The organism is Mesorhizobium sp. LNJC394B00, from assembly GCF_000502555.1.
Lineage (GTDB): Bacteria > Pseudomonadota > Alphaproteobacteria > Rhizobiales > Rhizobiaceae > Mesorhizobium.
This window is the reverse complement of sequence record NZ_AYWH01000012.1, coordinates 64,440-79,383: the sequence shown is the minus strand read 5'-3', so window position 1 is coordinate 79,383 and position 14,944 is coordinate 64,440. Positions and strand designations below refer to the sequence as shown.

General features: G+C 58.4%; 10 protein-coding genes and 5 pseudogenes. 5 read left to right on the top strand and 10 right to left on the bottom strand.

Features of this window, described 5'->3' with window-relative positions; all coding sequences use genetic code 11:
* Window positions 1-9 precede the first annotated feature (9 nt).
* Window positions 10-1,260, bottom strand: coding sequence for a sarcosine oxidase subunit beta family protein (locus tag X751_RS137910; protein WP_023746049.1), 1,251 nt, complete (start codon window positions 1,258-1,260; stop codon window positions 10-12).
* A 129-nt stretch (window positions 1,261-1,389) separates the two neighbouring features.
* On the opposite strand from X751_RS137910, the gene X751_RS137915 reads away from it, so the two are divergent.
* A complete protein-coding gene (locus tag X751_RS137915) occupies window positions 1,390-2,355 on the top strand; it encodes a GlxA family transcriptional regulator (RefSeq protein ID WP_023746048.1) in 966 nt (321 codons plus the stop codon).
* Here the strand turns inward: X751_RS137915 and X751_RS1000000168125 are convergent.
* Together X751_RS1000000168125 and X751_RS137920 are read right to left on the bottom strand one after the other, a co-directional pair.
* Window positions 2,339-2,818: pseudogene (locus X751_RS1000000168125) on the bottom strand (DUF4372 domain-containing protein); the annotation flags it as partial. The gene X751_RS137915 and the pseudogene X751_RS1000000168125 overlap by 17 nt on opposite strands.
* 53 nt (window positions 2,819-2,871) lie before the next feature.
* Window positions 2,872-4,005 carry a KamA family radical SAM protein gene (locus X751_RS137920; protein WP_032893247.1) on the bottom strand — a complete coding sequence of 378 codons (1,134 nt, stop codon included), beginning with the start codon at window positions 4,003-4,005 and terminating at the stop codon, window positions 2,872-2,874.
* 649 nt (window positions 4,006-4,654) lie between these two features.
* On the opposite strand from X751_RS137920, the pseudogene X751_RS1000000168120 reads away from it, so the two are divergent.
* Window positions 4,655-4,843 (top strand): annotated as a pseudogene (locus X751_RS1000000168120) (sarcosine oxidase subunit beta); the annotation flags it as partial.
* 602 nt (window positions 4,844-5,445) lie between these two features.
* Window positions 5,446-5,694, top strand: a complete 249-nt coding sequence (locus tag X751_RS1000000168115) for a hypothetical protein (RefSeq protein ID WP_245265835.1) — start codon at window positions 5,446-5,448, stop codon at window positions 5,692-5,694.
* Window positions 5,695-5,776: 82 nt separating this feature from the next.
* Here X751_RS1000000168115 and X751_RS01000000164260 read toward each other — a convergent pair whose 3' ends face one another.
* Both X751_RS01000000164260 and X751_RS1000000166205 read right to left on the bottom strand, forming a co-directional pair.
* Complete coding sequence (locus tag X751_RS01000000164260; protein WP_280806726.1) at window positions 5,777-6,214, bottom strand: ATP-binding protein; 438 nt, start codon at window positions 6,212-6,214, stop codon at window positions 5,777-5,779.
* Window positions 6,210-6,426, bottom strand: a pseudogene (locus X751_RS1000000166205) (IS21 family transposase); the annotation flags it as partial. The pseudogene X751_RS1000000166205 and the gene X751_RS01000000164260, both read right to left, overlap by 5 nt.
* Before the next feature lie 982 nt (window positions 6,427-7,408).
* Between X751_RS1000000166205 and X751_RS1000000166195 the strand changes: the two are divergent.
* Window positions 7,409-8,158: a class I SAM-dependent methyltransferase gene (locus X751_RS1000000166195; RefSeq protein ID WP_084558325.1), complete on the top strand. Its 750-nt coding sequence runs from the start codon at window positions 7,409-7,411 to the stop codon at window positions 8,156-8,158.
* Between the two features lie 146 nt (window positions 8,159-8,304).
* Here the strand turns inward: X751_RS1000000166195 and X751_RS01000000164255 are convergent.
* Window positions 8,305-9,073, bottom strand: a pseudogene (locus X751_RS01000000164255) (IS5/IS1182 family transposase); the annotation flags it as partial.
* A 65-nt stretch (window positions 9,074-9,138) separates the two neighbouring features.
* On the opposite strand from X751_RS01000000164255, the pseudogene X751_RS01000000164250 reads away from it, so the two are divergent.
* A pseudogene (locus X751_RS01000000164250) lies at window positions 9,139-9,700 on the top strand (transposase); the annotation flags it as partial.
* A gap of 395 nt (window positions 9,701-10,095) precedes the next feature.
* Here the strand turns inward: X751_RS01000000164250 and X751_RS137935 are convergent.
* The 4 genes from X751_RS137935 to X751_RS137950 form a co-directional block, all read right to left on the bottom strand.
* Window positions 10,096-11,592: a M81 family metallopeptidase gene (locus X751_RS137935; RefSeq protein ID WP_023746041.1), complete on the bottom strand. Its 1,497-nt coding sequence runs from the start codon at window positions 11,590-11,592 to the stop codon at window positions 10,096-10,098.
* 140 nt (window positions 11,593-11,732) lie between these two features.
* Window positions 11,733-12,782 (bottom strand): C45 family peptidase, encoded by a 1,050-nt coding sequence (locus tag X751_RS137940; protein ID WP_023746040.1) that lies wholly within the window; start codon window positions 12,780-12,782, stop codon window positions 11,733-11,735.
* Between the two features lie 116 nt (window positions 12,783-12,898).
* A complete protein-coding gene (locus tag X751_RS137945; RefSeq protein WP_023746039.1) occupies window positions 12,899-13,939 on the bottom strand; it encodes a dipeptide ABC transporter ATP-binding protein in 1,041 nt (346 codons plus the stop codon).
* Entirely contained in the window at window positions 13,936-14,943 is a 1,008-nt protein-coding gene (locus X751_RS137950; RefSeq protein WP_023746038.1) for an ABC transporter ATP-binding protein, read from the bottom strand. The genes X751_RS137945 and X751_RS137950 overlap by 4 nt, the downstream gene beginning before the upstream one ends.
* Between the last annotated feature and the right edge of the window lies 1 nt (window position 14,944).

Genomic DNA, 14,944 nt, shown 5'->3' with positions numbered 1-14,944 from the left:
CGGACGGTCTCAATGCAGGTTAGGCTGCGCACCGGCGCCGCGTTCATCGATCACATAGCCGCGTGCAAACCGGTCGAATCGATAGGCGCGCGCGGTTTCGTGAGGGGAGCCGGTGGCAAGAAGATGGGCGAAGGCGTAACCGCTGGCAGGCGTGGCCTTGAAGCCGCCATAGCACCAGCCGCCGTTGAAATAGAGGCCTTCAATATGCGTGCGGTCGATGATCGGCGAACCGTCCATCGACATGTCCACGAGGCCGCCCCACATGCGCAAGAGCCGAGCCCGCCCGACCATCGGCATCAGCGCCATGCCGCCTTCGGCGACGTCCTCGACCACCGGCAGGTTGCCGCGTTGGGCATAGGAATTGTAGCCGTCGATATCGCCGCCGAAGACAAGCCCGCCCTTGTCCGACTGGCTGATGTAGAAATGGCCTGCCCCGAACGTGATCACACCGGGAATGGTGGGTTTGAGCCCCTCCGTGACAAAGGCCTGCAAAACATGGCTTTCGATCGGAAGCCGCATTCCAGCCCTTGCCATGACGCGGCCCGAGGAGCCCGCCACCGCCACGCCGACCTTGTCAGCGGCGATATAGCCGCGCGATGTCTCCACGCCACGCACCTTGCCGCGATCGGCCCGGAAACCCGTCACCTCACAATTCTGGATCAGGTCCACGCCGTGAAGATCAACGCCGCGGGCATAGCCCCAAGCCACGCCATCGTGCCGCGCGGTGCCAGCACGCTGCTGCATCAGGCCGCCTTTGATCGGGAAGCGCGCGTTGTCGTAATTCAGGAACGGAACCATGGCGCGCATTTCCTCCCGGCTTAGCAGCCGGGCGCCCGCACCCGCTAGCATCATGGCGTTGCCGCGGCGGCGGAAGGCATCGCGCTGTGTATCTGTATGAAACAGGTTGATGATGCCGCGCTGGGAGACCATCGCGTTGAAGTTGAGCTCCTGCTCCAGTCCTTCCCAGAGCTGCATCGAGAACTCGTAGAAGGGCTCGTTGCCGGCAAGCAGGTAGTTCGACCGGATGATCGTCGTGTTTCGCCCGACATTTCCGGACCCGAGCCAACCCTTCTCGAGCACCGCGATACGAGACTGGCCAAACTTCGTGGCCAGGTAATAAGCCGTGGCTAGACCATGACCGCCCCCGCCGACGATCACGTAATCGTAGGTGGGCTTGGGCTCGGGATTGCGCCACAGCGGCCGCCAACCGGTATGCCCCTTGAGCGCTTCGGCAAAGACGCGGAAGCCCGAAAACCTCATAGCGAGAACTCCTTGGACTGCAGAGACTTATGTCACGGCAAGAGCGAAGCGTTGTTTCTACAATTGACATTCTTGTGCGCTTTTCGGACATATAACAGCATGCAATCGGGCAGAAGGGATTCCCATGTGATGATTGACGGGAATGATCACGGCGGATCGCAGCGATACGGTTTCCTGCTGATAGAAGGCTATGCCTTGATGTCAGCGGCCTCCGCGGTCGAACCGCTGCGCGCCGCCAACCTGCTCAGCGAGCGGCGGCTCTACGATCTCAGCTTCGTCTCTGACCAGGGCGGCTGGATGCGCAGTTCCGTCTCGGGCGCGTTCGAAACAGAAGCTGTTTCAGAAGCAGGCACTGATTTCGACATTCTCTTCGTCGTGGCTGGCGGCAATCCGCTGTCCTATCACGACAACAGGATTCTGGGCTGGCTGCGGCGTCTTGCCCGTTCGGGGGTGCCACTGGGCGGGATTTCAGGCGGGGCGGCAGTCCTGGCCGCGGCCGGTGTCATGTCGTCACGCCGGTTCACGATCCACTGGCAACACATCGATGCAATGCGCGAGATCTATCCCGAGGCGCTGATCGAACGCCGTCTCTTCGTCATCGATCGCGACCGCTTTACCTGCGCCGGCGGCATGGCTCCCCTGGACATGGCCCACGCACTGATCGCCTCGGATCATGGTGTTGAACTAGCTCGTGCGGTCAGCGACTGGTTCATCCACACGGGCATCCGGCGGGCCGAGGCTCCGCAGCAGCTGGATCCGGCTCGTATGTACGATTTGCACCATCCCGCGCTGGTCGCCATGGTCGACTTGATGGCAAGCCACATCGCCGACCCGCTAAAGCTGGAGGATCTGGCCCATCTGAGCGGTGTCGGGGCGCGGCAATTGGCGCGGCTGACAAAGGACCACCTGGGACAGAGCGTTATGCAGTTCTATCGGTCTTTGCGGTTGCAGAAGGCCGACGAGATTCTGCAACAGTCGAACCTCCCGCTCGTCGAGGTGGCGCTTGCCACGGGGTTTTGCAACCGCAGCCATTTCTCACGCGCCTTTCAGGCCCATTTCGGTGTCGGCCCCGCCACCCGACGCACACGGCGCTGACACGGCGACAATTGGCAGCGTCTCCGCGAGACAAGATAATTGCTCTTGCTCCATCTTTATCGCGATTGAACACCCTGGCATCGTCGAGACGGTGAAGCCGTCGCCTTGCGACGTTGATAGGGCATTTGCGCAGCACCTCGATCCTAATTTTGGATTTGGGCCGGGTGACGAAGGAGGCTTTGGCCTTGGCGATCGCCGCCCACCGGCCGTAATGGCAATAGCCCTTGTCAAACACATAGGTGGCGCCGGTCTCGATGGTGATCGTGCGGCCGATCTCGGCGTCGCTTCAGGCCGCGCAGGCTGTCAGCGCCACTTAGCTGCGCATAGATCAGTACCAGCAACTGGTCCCAGCTCCTGAACAACTTGTCGTAGGAATCGCCATCGTGGCTATCCACAATGACCGGAAGTGGCGCGGGTTGATCGGTTCGACCAGCTTGTCAAGAATGCTATGCTTAAAGCACATGCTCCGTCGCTTTCTGCTTCTCGACAAACATGCCTGGACCTCGAATTCAGCGCTCACTTCGGATCGAGTCTGTCCGGATCTTTCCAAGTTCTCCATTCGTAGTTGCGGAGGACGATATATCCGGGCCCAGATCCTATTAGGTAGTTGGGATTGAGCGGCGTTTTGCCGAGCGGCGTGCAGATTACATATTGCGGTACGGCAAAGCCGGTGGTGTGCCCACGCAAGTTCTCAATAATGTGCAGCCCAGTAGCAATTGACGTTCTGAAGTGCTCAGCGCCTCGCACCAAGTCCGCATGGTACAAATAGTACGGTCGCACACGCGCCATAAGGAGTTTATGAACCAATTCTTTCATAACCTCAACCGTGTCGTTAATTCCTCTTAGGAGCACGGACTGGTTCCCGACCGGAACGCCTGCGTCAAGTAACCGTTCGACGGCAAGTTTCGCTTCAGGCGTCACCTCATTGGGGTGATTGAAGTGAGTATTGATCCAGATGGGATGGTACTTTCTGATCATCTGACAGAATTCGGACGTGATCCGTTGTGGCATGGTCACAGGCGTTCGCGTGCCGATCCGAATAATCTGAACATGCTGAAGTTGCCTGAGGCGTGATAGTACGTACTCTATCTTGTTGTCCCCAGTCGTCAGCGGGTCACCCCCGCTTAACAGTACATCCCGAATCTCGGGTCGCTCGGCAATGTACGCTATGCCTTTGTCGATCAGAGTTTGATCGCTAACCATTGAGCCTCGGCCCGCATGAACCTTGCGCGAGCAGTGTCTGCAGTAGGTAGCGCACAGGTTGGCAATATGGAAAAGTACGCGGTCGGGATATCTGTGAATGATGCAGCTCACGTCAGTCTGTCCCTCCTTCCAAAGAGGGTTTTCGGAACCAACGTCCGATTGGTGGAATGAAGGGAGCTGATCAATATGGAAGATGTCGTCAAGCTCCTTTATATTTGGAATAGCCTGCAGGCGAACCGGGTCATTCGGGTCGTTCTTATCCATCAGCGAGAGGTAATAGGGGGTAACACGGAAAACATATCGCTCACCCACCTTGTGGAAAGCTTCCTCTTCTTCTGGCGTAATGCTTATATGATCCTTCAGCCCATTGAATGTGGTGACGCTGTTAGCGAGTTGCCAACGCCAATCATTCCAGTCGCTATTTCGTATACCTGATGACGCGATCATGCTAAAATCTCCAATTCGAATACTTTTCGGTCACACGATGCACGCCTGACCTAGGATCGGTTTCATCCAAGAAGTTCAACGAGCGAAAGACATATTGGCAGCGGCCGCTAGTGACATAACCAGATACGATACTTAATTTGAAAAGCTTTGCGTTGTCGGCGGTGTTGTTGTCGGGCCGCGTCGGCTGCAGAACTCGGCTAACATCTAAGCGACGTAAACGGATTCGAGAATCCGGCCAATATCATTTGGTCGCTTGTGGTTTTGGAGGATGCTTGCCGATTCCGCGCCGGCAAGATGCGGGGTATATTTCTCCTTACGCGTCTAGTTCTGTAGAAACCTTACGTCTTAGGGGCCATCGCCGTGATCTCGGGCCAGCTGCCAAGTGCCACCCGACATGAATGTTTGCTCACATCTCCTGCCGCCTTGCGACCAGGGGTCTCTCAAAAATCGTGCCAACTGCGCTGAAAGAGCCGCAGATGACATTTTCTTTGTGCTTGTCAATGGTTTACATGCGAATGCATACGCAGGCCGAGCCCAACATCGCGTGTCGCGGACGAGACAAAACCCGACACCAGGCGTTCGACGGCGTTACTTGAGACCGCCATAGGCCGCCCGTGGAACCGGCGCCGCGTGGAAGCCCGGTTAGCCCGAGCCGCGGCCGAAAGCCCGATGTGATGTCGTCGTCGGCTGGGGCGACCACGGGCTTGCGACCGCCTACTAGGCGCAAGGAATTCAGTATCCGAACCGTCGCCTTTCTTGAGAAGAACTACATCGGCTCATCGGTCGTAACACGGCGATCATCCACTCGAATTACCTGCTGGTAGGCAATAATCCATTCTCAATGAGCTGTGGGACGGGCTCGAGCAGGATTTGAAACTCCAGTGCTATGGTGTCGCAGCCTAAACCCTACCGACGCGCATCGCGACGCTATACGCGTCCGGGCAACGGGATGGTCATTTGTCGAATTCCTCAAGGCTCAGAACATCGGCCTACAGCTTGTCACGCGAAGGGTGCCCTCAGGACGGCACATAATATAATATTATGAATATCATGTGCAATAATTATGAAGATCAGAAGAAATCGTTGAAAAAATCGCATCTCTTTCTTGACGCTTGAGATCGAGAGGACGTATCGCCACCTATGAAGAAGATGCCTGAGACTCGGCATCATGAGGTCCTTGCGTGAGGCTGACGTTGCGGCATGATCCGTAGATAGTGTTGCGGAATAATAATTGTGTGATTGCGGGGATCAAGAATCATGCCTCAATTAGCGGAAAGCTAGCGATGTTTCTTAAAGCGGACGGAACTGAGGTGTGGCTGCAGAGCTCGACAAAGTTGCCATATATTTCCCTCTCTGGAGTCATCGAAACTTCGGAGGACTATGCCACAATTCGACGAAGACTGCGCCAGGCGTATGATCTGCTTTCTGGAATTGCCTCCGATGACGCATTTCTGGTTCAAGAACTCGAGGACAGCGGCGCTTTGGTCTTCTGCGCCCGATCCGACAAGAATTGCGCCTTGCTGTTGCTGGGAAAATTTGATCGCGGCCGGGAAACGCCAAAAACCGTGTGCTGTTCTCGAAAACCTCGTCGAAATGATCGAGAACAGCGTGAATGGAATCGGCCGGCAAGCGGGCGCGATCATCCGTCTAGAGGTCGTGCAGTCGGAATTGGCAATGCGTTCCCGCTGAAGGAGGGGCTGAGCCAGCGCATCGTCTTCATCGATACCAATTTAACGGCTTCGAAATCTTGCATCTCACCCCGCGGGTCACTTCAAATTCCCCCGGGTAGGTGATGCATCAGCCGATCGAGTATCGTCGTGCTCATGACGTTGTCTCGCAGATATGTCCCCCAGTCCTGCACGACCCGATTGGAGGTGACGACGACGCTGCGGGGCAGTTTGTAGCGCTGATGGATCAGGATCTGCAGCCATGCGCCGGCGTCTGCGAGCAACAGATCGTCCAGCACGTGGAGATCGCAGTCGATGATTGTTCGCATCCGGGCCTCGCGTTGCGCGGGGGCGTTCAGAGCGTGGCGGTGGAGGAAGTCATCGGTCTCTAGATACTGGACCTTGTGGCTGTGCAGGATCGCCTGATAGGCAATCGCCTTGGCGATGTGGAATTCCCGGTGCCCGGTTTGCCGACCAGCATCGCGTTCTCGCCGGCGCCTGCAGCACGCGCGTCTGCAGCGTGTCGCGGACGTTGCCGGCATCGTGTCGCACAGCACGGCCGAAGAGGTCGCCATATTCCGCCGGGGCGCGGATCAATGGAGATCCTGGGTGAGCTGCGATCCCGGCTGTGGGGCTTCTTCAACCTGTTGCAGCGCCTGCGAAAACAGCCGCTCGACAGTCGCGCTTACGTGCGCTTGTAACGGTAGATGCCGTTGCTGATGGCATGAGCACAGGCCTGCTCGACCGACGAGGGAATGCACGGGCAGATTGGTGATCAGCTTCCAGTCAATCCTTGGCCATGCTTTGGTTCCTCACGATCCTGGACGTATACCGCCGCATCCATGTCCTGCCTCCCATTGGCAAGCAGAAGCGCCATCCCGCGCTTGACTACGTATTTGATCTCAACCGTGACGGTCTCAACCTGGCCTTGGCATCGCTAACCTCGACCTCAGAGGGAGGTACTTCCCAGCAATTGAAGAAGATGGGTGCGGGCTTTTGATGCATTCGAGCCTGATTGTAACGCTGGATGGCCTTCATCTGGGGCTTTCCGCCATAAAGCTTTGGGCTCGGGCGAAGTTCAAGGGAACCGCCGCGCTCAAAAAGGAGACCAATTCAGCGCAGATGCCATCGAAAAGAAGGGGAGCTTCCGCTGGCGGAGAACATGCGCCAGTCGATCGCGTTGTTCGGCGATCCCGAGCGATGCTCCACATCGGCGATCGCGAGAGGGACATCTACGAGCCTTTCTGCACGCCCCGTGAACTTGGCACCCTTTTCCTGGTGAGGACTTGCGTCGATCGCGTGCTGGCAAGCACACGATCGCCGCCGAGATGAACGGCGAAGTGATCAGCGCGCTGCACCCTTTTCGGCTTTACCTCAGGCGGTCGTTACACGGCGCGAGCTCATAGTGGCGCGCCCCGAAGCGGCGCGGACACCATGGACCATCAAGCTGCGCAACTGGCGGTCGCGTTTGCTGATGCCGAACAAGCGGCCTCGCAGAAGAGATACGAGGTTGCGATTGACCAGGCGTCGGTCCACTGTTGAATCGAGATAAGCGTTCTCAAAGGACCAGACTACAACCAAGCGGACGCCTATATGAGAGGACGGTCAATCACCCCGCCGAAAGGTTAATCCTCATAACAAACTATTCATAAATGTTCACTTCCAGAGCGCTATAGCCTATGCAATATGTGGTTCGACAGATTATGACAGTCAGCGAATAAGTACGGAAATCCGAGATGAGCACTCCCCTTTCATTACCAGAACTCGAGTCACACTTCAGCGAGGACTACTTGCATTTTAGTGATTTGATTAATCCGCCGGAGAGAAGTGACCGGGAAGCAGGAGCAATTTGGGACCTTCTTTCACTCACAAAAGGCGGCTCAGTCCTTGAACTCGGATGCGGTTATGGACGGATCACCAACCGATTGGCGGAAAAAGGAGCTCGGGTAACCGGACTGGATATGTCGCCAGTCTTGCTAAAGAAAGCCGAAGCGGATGCCGCTGAACGCCGGGTAGAAGTGGAGTATGTTCTTGGCGATATGCGCTCCGTTCCTTGGCGAGATCGGTTTGACGCAGCTTTTCTGTGGTACTCGACCTTTGGCTATTTCGATGAAGCGGATAATGAGAGGGTTCTTCATGAAGCCGCATCTGCACTTCGAAAGGGCGGGCGTCTGTTAATCGATCAACTCAATCGCTTCGCATTGCTACGCGATAGGTCATCTACCTCTTATGTTTTGGAACGTAATGACGATCTAAGAATAGATATACATAGTCACGATGCGCTAACTGATCGTCGAAATAGCGCTAGGATCGTCGTCCGCGATGGACGTGTTAGACGAACGCGTCTTTCTACCAGAATTTATGGGTTTTCTGAACATGTTCGCATGTTACGAAGCGCTGGCTTCGAGACTGTTCAGGCATACGGCCAGGAAGGCGAAGACTTCACTTCCTTTGGACCGCGCCTCGTAGTCGTCGCTCACAAATAAGTGACCGTTGGGGGCGACGGGGTAGTTGTGCACCATGCCGCCAAAACTTCTAAGTCACTGATTAGTCGACCGTGAACAATCTTGACCGCTAAGCGGCAAGCTGCTTCGGCCGGTTCAGGAACGCGGCGATCAAGAGCCACAAAACATTGCTTCAGCCACCTGAGCAGGAGGGAGAAGTTATAGCCGGCTGCGGCCAGGATGGCGTTGATCGCATCGCCTTGGGTGTGAGCGAGGTAATTGCGGCCCATTCTGTGTTCGTTCTTGATGTGGCCGATCACCGGCTCGACGGCCGATCGCCGCCGCATCTGGCGCTTGATGGCTGGGGTGACGCGGCGCTTCTGACCAGCGGTGAAGACCCTGAACTTGTGGCTCTCCGGCGCGTTGTGGCCGCGTTAGCCGGCGTCGGCGAGAACGCGGCTGATCTCGTTGCCGATGGTCTTTTCCATGTCAGGGATGATCGCTGCGAGCGTGTGGCCGTCATAGGGATTGCCGGGCAGCGCTTTTGCATGCAGGGCGAACTGGCCACCCTTTGAGCGCTTCAGCGTGGTGGCCACCGACACCTTCACCCCGAACTCGTAGGGCGCATGCGCCTTGCCCTTACCGATGCATTCCACCTCGTGCGCATGCAGGCTGTAGTTTTTGCGGCCGCGCTGGCGCTGCCGCTGCTCGAGAACGGTGGAGGCCTGGTAGAGCGACCATTTGAAGAGCGCGTCCAGTTCCGCATCGCCGGCGATCTGGCGGGAGATGTCGCGGACGGTGCGCCCCAGATAGGTCTTGGGCCTGCGCAGGGCCTTGTTGGCCCGCTTGAACTGCTTGGCGTGGGGGTAGCGCTGTGCTTGATCAGTGCCAGCTTGCCGACCGCACATAGGTCTGGCGCAGGTCGAGCCGCGTCTTCTTCGCCAGCTGGACACCTCGAAAAACCTGACAATCGAGGACGCATTTTGATTCACTTCGTCTGGTGATTTGCACGGAGGCGTTGAATGCGAGCGCAGGCTGGGTTCTGGGACATTGACGAGCGCTATGTCCGGCTGAGCGAGGCCGGCGATCCACTGGAGAAGTTGAACGGGGTGGTGCCTTTGGGAGGTTTTCCGGAAACCTTTGGCCAAGGCGCTGAAGCGCTCCGATTGCGCCAAGGGCGGCCGGCCGCTCTTTGATGCGGTGATGATGTTCAAGGTTCCTGGTTCTGCAGGCGCTCTACAGTCTCTCGGACGATCAGGCCGAGTTCCAGATCCATGACCGACTTCCTTCATGCGCTTCCTCGGGTTGGGGCTCGGCGACAAGGTTCCCGATGCCAAAACGATCTGGTTGTTTAGGGAGCACCTCACGCAGGCCCGGGCAGTGGAGAACCAGTTCGCCCGTTTTGACAAGCACCTCACCAAGGCCGGTTATCTGGCGATGGGTGGGCAGATCGTGGATGCCACGATCGTGGCGGCACCGAAGCAACGCAATTCCGATGCTGAAAAGGCCGACATCAAGGCAGGAAAGGTGCCGGACGAGTGGCAAAAGAAGCCAGCCAAGCTGCGCCAGAAGGACCGGGACGCATGATTACGAGTCAGTGAGGTATTGGGATCTGTTGATCGCCCGACCGGCACAACCCCCTGCATCGAAACGACTCATCGAGCGCACGGATGATCGGGCGTCAGCTCAACTGATCCTTGATGCCGCTTCTATCACGGAGCGCAGCGCTCCATGCAGTCCTGAAAATGCACCCTGCCGGTGGAGAGGCCACGGCAGGGTGTGCCGCGCAAATAAGTCGCAAACGCGTGACGCCGGACAACGGCGTCTGTTGCCTTACTCAGCGAACCCTCTTTTCCATTAAGTTCCAATCACTGAAGTGCCGGTTTCGCTTTATGGCCTCAACCTCGACTCTTGGCCAATATTGCGGGATGATTTCGAGGCTAACGGAAGATGCCAAATCGAGCGGCCGGTCAGTTAAGTCAGCCTTCAGCCTGTTCGATCGTCATGTCCCGGTCGATAGGGAAGATGGGCCGCGGCACCTTCCGATAAGGCAACTTGTCTAGATGAGTGGTGCAGAGTGCACCGCTGTCGCACAGAATGATCTTGCCGGCGATCGGCTCGAAGGCGGCGCGGAAGTGCTGCTGAGATTTGAGCGCGACTACGGCCTTGGCAGCGGGATCGATGCCGAAAGCGCGAAACTGTTGCAAGTCCAGCATCTGTCCGCCCCCGCTCACTATTAGGATCTCGATGCCGCCGACCCGCAGGACCGCGGTCTGGCCAAAGGACATATGCAACCCGCCGATCTGCGGACCGTCGCCGGTGTAAGAGCCGTCGCTGATCAGACGGACCTCTCCTTCGAGTTCCAACGGTGTGCCGCCAAAGCGTGGATCGGACTTGCCGCCCAGCTTCACCTTCACGTGGTCGCTCGCCTTGTGGCGATGGAGCTGCTTGGCGGTCTCCGGATCGAACATCGGTCCGAAAGCGGCATCGGTGATCCCAACGTCGAGGAGCGCCTTCAGCAGATTGGTCGAATCGCCATAGGCGCCGGCACCCGGATTGTCGGCGTAATCGGCGATGATAAGAGGGCCCTTGTCACTCTTGTATCCTTTGGCAATGTCGGCCGCCTCCTCGACTGGCATGAAATAATCGATTATGTCGAAGCGTTTTTCCCAAATATCGTCAGCAATTGACTCGGCGAAGACGCGATGCTTGGCCTCGTTGCCGTCATAAGTGACGGTGACCGTGGGGCCGACCTCGCGGATGTCGGCACAGCCGAATCCGGAATTGATGCTCACGGCAAAGACGCCGGGCTCATTCTCATAAGCGATGGCTTTGGCTATCCGGTCGATCATCGGACCGACATCCGTCCGTCCGCTATTCGCCTCTCGCAGCATCGGTGGATGAACGCGCAAGGTGCATGGGCGAATCTCGCCCTTCATTGCACGCTGAAGGATGTCGCCAGCCTGGCGGCCGACTTTGCGCATCTCAACATGAGGGTATGTTTTGTCGGATACGACGATATTGGCGAGCTCGCACATCTTCGGCGTCACGTTGGCGTGGGGATCGAGCGTGATCGCAATCGGAATACTCGGACCGACCGCTGCGCGCAGTCGATCCAAGAGCTCACCCTCGCCGTCCTCGCAAAATTCCGTCACCATCGCACCGTGAAGGCCGAGTAGGATGCCATCAAGTTTTGGCTTGTGCTCAGCAGCCGCTGCGACGATGGCCCCGCCGAGGCGATCGAAGGCATCGCGGGTCACAACGAAACAATCGGCGCTAGCGCTGAGCACATGAATCTGTTTCCAGCTGTAGTCCCGCGCACAATCGCCGAAGCCGGCAAGCTCGGTATTGGCGTCTCCACGCTCCTTTAGAGCATTGTCCCCCAACAAACAGTGGAAGGCATCATAGTCGGCACGATTCTCATTGAAGGTGTTGGATTCAGTCGAGAATTCAGCGGTCAAAACAGTGAATGTCATGAGGAAATTTCCTGTCGGCAGGTGAATGCAACGTTGTTGCTAGACGGAGAAGTCGGTCACCGAAGCGGCGGTCCGCGTAGGCTTAGCTTTCGCTCAGTGAGATCCGCAGTTGTTTTGTGGAAGCGTAAGGGTCCTTCGATTTAGATGACGCGCATCGTTCCGCTTAGCGTGTCGCGCTCGTGTGGCGCGGCGTGGACGCGCCATTCGATGCGATCAAAAAAAAGCTCGAAGACGCCCGTGGCGAGGGTTTGAGAGCTTCCGTTTTTTCCGTTCTTGTAGATCGGAGTGGTCTCATCAAACAGCACCGCCTCCGCGCCGCCCGCAAGGCCGCCTTCCGCAATCATTCGGTCTGCCGCTTCCTGCCGATCGCGCGAAGAGAGACTGATCGTCTGCTCCAAGCTGTCGAATTCCCCGCAAAGCATGTGGTTCGCGTGGGCTCGGGGCGAGGCGGCCTCCCGAACGGCGCAGCCTGAGGCCGGCGCCTCGACAGATACGAGCCGACGCGTCTTCACCTCACCGAGATTGTGATGGTAGCCGCTGGCGCGGTCCTTGCGTTTCAGAATTTCGATCGCTTCGTCCAACCCTTTCGCGTCCAGCGTCGCGCGATTGATGAAATGCCGCGGCACACCAGGCTGATGGTCATTGGGTGTGATGTTGTTCATAGCCTGGACGAGGCCGGCTTGGTTCAGGCCGAAACTCCCCGCCAGGTTGCCGGGATACGTGAAGCTGCTCCAAGCCAGGCCCTCGTCGGGCTCGGCCTCGACCCAGAGACAGGCGCCGAGATACTCCGCCTCGCCATCTTCATTGTGGGCGAGTATCGCCGGGCCGTCGCCTTCTGCCGGAATCAGGAGCGAGGTGCAGCCCATGGTGGCGACGACTTGCATCGTTGGGGAGACGTTGCCGGGAAGCGGTAGGTCTTGCGCGCAGTTCCAAAGGAACATCGCTTCGAAATTTTGCCCAGCACCCGCGGAGATGCCCTCGATCTCGCGCACAAAGCGGGGATAGGCCGAGCGGGCCGCTGATTCAAGAGTCTTCAGATAGTCCGTTCCGCGCCAGCGGGCGTGCAGCGCGCAATATTCCTCGACGCGCAGAGTTTGTTCGAGAAAACCGGCGCTGGCCCGCCCGATCGCGAAGCCGATGGAGAAGGCGTCGCCCTTTGCGCGAACGCACTTGATGGTGTTTGTGGACATAGTGGTTTCCGCTTTCTGCGAGGTTGCCCTGAAACTTAGATCTTCATGTCCCGGTCGATTCGGGAAAATCGGCCGCGGCACGTCCAAAGGCGCGAGCGTTTCGAACACTTGTCTTACTATCGCAATGAGACGGTCCTCTCAGGCGCCATGCGGGCTTCTGCAGCGGGCGGGGCCGCGATGTCAGTAGCCGGGGCGCGCACATGGCAGGCCACGACGCGACCATCTGCCATCGGCACCAAAGGGGGCACTTCGATGCGGCAGCGCTCGACGGCCAGTGGGCAGCGAGGGTGGAACGCACATCCTTTTGGGGGATTGATTGGGCTTGGCACCTCGCCATCCACGGGCACCTCCAGCCGAACCCGCGTCGGATCCGGCACAGGTGCCGCCGCGATCAGCGCCTCGGTGTAGGGATGGACTGGCTTGGCGAACAGCGCGTCGCTCGGGGCGAGCTCCACGATCCGCCCCAGATACATGACGGCAACGCGATGCGCGATATGCTCCACGACGCCTAAGTCATGCGAGATGAAGACGAAGGCGATGCCCATCTGCTGCTGGAGATCCAGAAGCAGATTCAAGATCTGTGCCTGGACTGAGACGTCCAGGGCGGACACCGCTTCGTCGGCGATGATGAGAGAGGGGTTAAGCGACAGGGCGCGTGCAATGCCGAGCCGCTGGCGCTGACCGCCCGACAATTCGGACGGGAGCCTGTGCACCACTTCGGGCGACATTCCGACTTTTCGAAGAAGGTCCGCGGCGAGTGTCTGACGTTGCTTCCGGCTAAGGCGCTCGAAATTCTCGACAGGTTCGGTGATGATCTGCCCGGCCGTGAGACGCGGGTTCAGCGACGAGTAGGGGTCCTGAAAGACCATCTGCATGCGACGGCGCCAGGCGTGAAGCGCATCCTTCTTGAGGCCTGCAATATCGGTCCCGTCGATCAGCACGCGGCCAGCCGTTGGCTCGACGAGCCGCATCAGGAGCCGCGCGACAGTCGACTTGCCGCAGCCGGATTCACCGACGATGCAAAGCGTCTCGCCCGCCTCGACGGTAAAGGATACATCCTCCACCGCCCGGATCACCGGAATGCTTTTCTTGAAGATTCCCGAGCCAAGCGGATAGTGCTTGGTCAGATTCTCGACTTTCAGCAGAGGACCGTTCATGCGCCCATCACCTCTTCAGCGCGCCAGCAGGCTGCGGCGTGGCTCGACCCGACATCAAGCAGGGGGGGGGTCTTCTCGCGGCAGATATCGATCGCGAACGGGCAGCGAGGAGCAAAACTGCACCCGACAATGGGCTCGCGCAGGCTTGGGACAATGCCGGGAATTTCTGGAAGGCGGCGCTGGCGGCCACGCCGCGGATCAGGCACCGAGCGCATGAGGCCCTGGGTGTAGGGGTGCGCGGGATGCGCAAACAGATCTATGACGTTCGCTTGTTCTATGATCCGGCCGGCATACATCACAATGACGCGCTGGCACGTCTCGGCGACCACGCCGAGGTCATGCGTGATGAACATGACTGCCGTTCCCGTGCGCTCTTTCAGATCGAGGATGAGCCGCAGGATCTGCGCCTGAATGGTGACGTCAAGCGCAGTGGTGGGCTCGTCTGCGATCAACAGTTCCGGCGTGCAGGCCAAAGCCATGGCGATCATGGCGCGCTGGCGCATGCCGCCCGACAGTTCATGGGGGTAGTCCTTGACCCGACGCTCCGGGTCGGCGATGCGGACCAGACGCAGCATCTCCTCGGCCTTCGCCATTGCCACAGAGCGGGATGCCTTGGTGTGTATCTGCACCGCTTCTGCGATCTGGTGGCCGACCGTATAGACCGGATTGAGACTCGTCATCGGTTCCTGGAAGATCATGGCGATCTTGTTGCCGCGGATCCTTCGCATCTCCCGCTCGGACAGATCCAGTAGGTCGCGTCCGTGAAAGCGCACCTCGCCGCCGACTGTCCTGGCATTCGGCTTCGGCAGCAGGCGAAGAATGGAGAGGGCGGTGACGCTCTTGCCGCATCCCGATTCGCCGACGACGCCGAGCGTTTCGCCCTTTTTGACCTGGAAGCTGATGCCGCTGAGCGCACGGGTGACGCTTTCTTCGCCGTAAAAGTGCGTCTCAAGGTCTCGAACGTCGAGCAGCAAGTCGTTCCCTACCCTTTGATGCATCTGCATG

Coding starts and splice junctions, on each gene's coding strand:
- X751_RS137910 (WP_023746049.1), bottom strand. CDS start 1,260: ATGAGGTTTTCGGGCTTCCGCGTCTTTGCCGAAGCGCTCAAGGGGCAT.
- X751_RS137915 (WP_023746048.1), top strand. CDS start 1,390: ATGATTGACGGGAATGATCACGGCGGATCGCAGCGATACGGTTTCCTG.
- X751_RS137920 (WP_032893247.1), bottom strand. CDS start 4,005: ATGATCGCGTCATCAGGTATACGAAATAGCGACTGGAATGATTGGCGT.
- X751_RS1000000168115 (WP_245265835.1), top strand. CDS start 5,446: ATGACGCATTTCTGGTTCAAGAACTCGAGGACAGCGGCGCTTTGGTCT.
- X751_RS01000000164260 (WP_280806726.1), bottom strand. CDS start 6,214: ATGCCGGCAACGTCCGCGACACGCTGCAGACGCGCGTGCTGCAGGCGC.
- X751_RS1000000166195 (WP_084558325.1), top strand. CDS start 7,409: ATGAGCACTCCCCTTTCATTACCAGAACTCGAGTCACACTTCAGCGAG.
- X751_RS137935 (WP_023746041.1), bottom strand. CDS start 11,592: ATGACATTCACTGTTTTGACCGCTGAATTCTCGACTGAATCCAACACC.
- X751_RS137940 (WP_023746040.1), bottom strand. CDS start 12,782: ATGTCCACAAACACCATCAAGTGCGTTCGCGCAAAGGGCGACGCCTTC.
- X751_RS137945 (WP_023746039.1), bottom strand. CDS start 13,939: ATGAACGGTCCTCTGCTGAAAGTCGAGAATCTGACCAAGCACTATCCG.
- X751_RS137950 (WP_023746038.1), bottom strand. CDS start 14,943: ATGCAGATGCATCAAAGGGTAGGGAACGACTTGCTGCTCGACGTTCGA.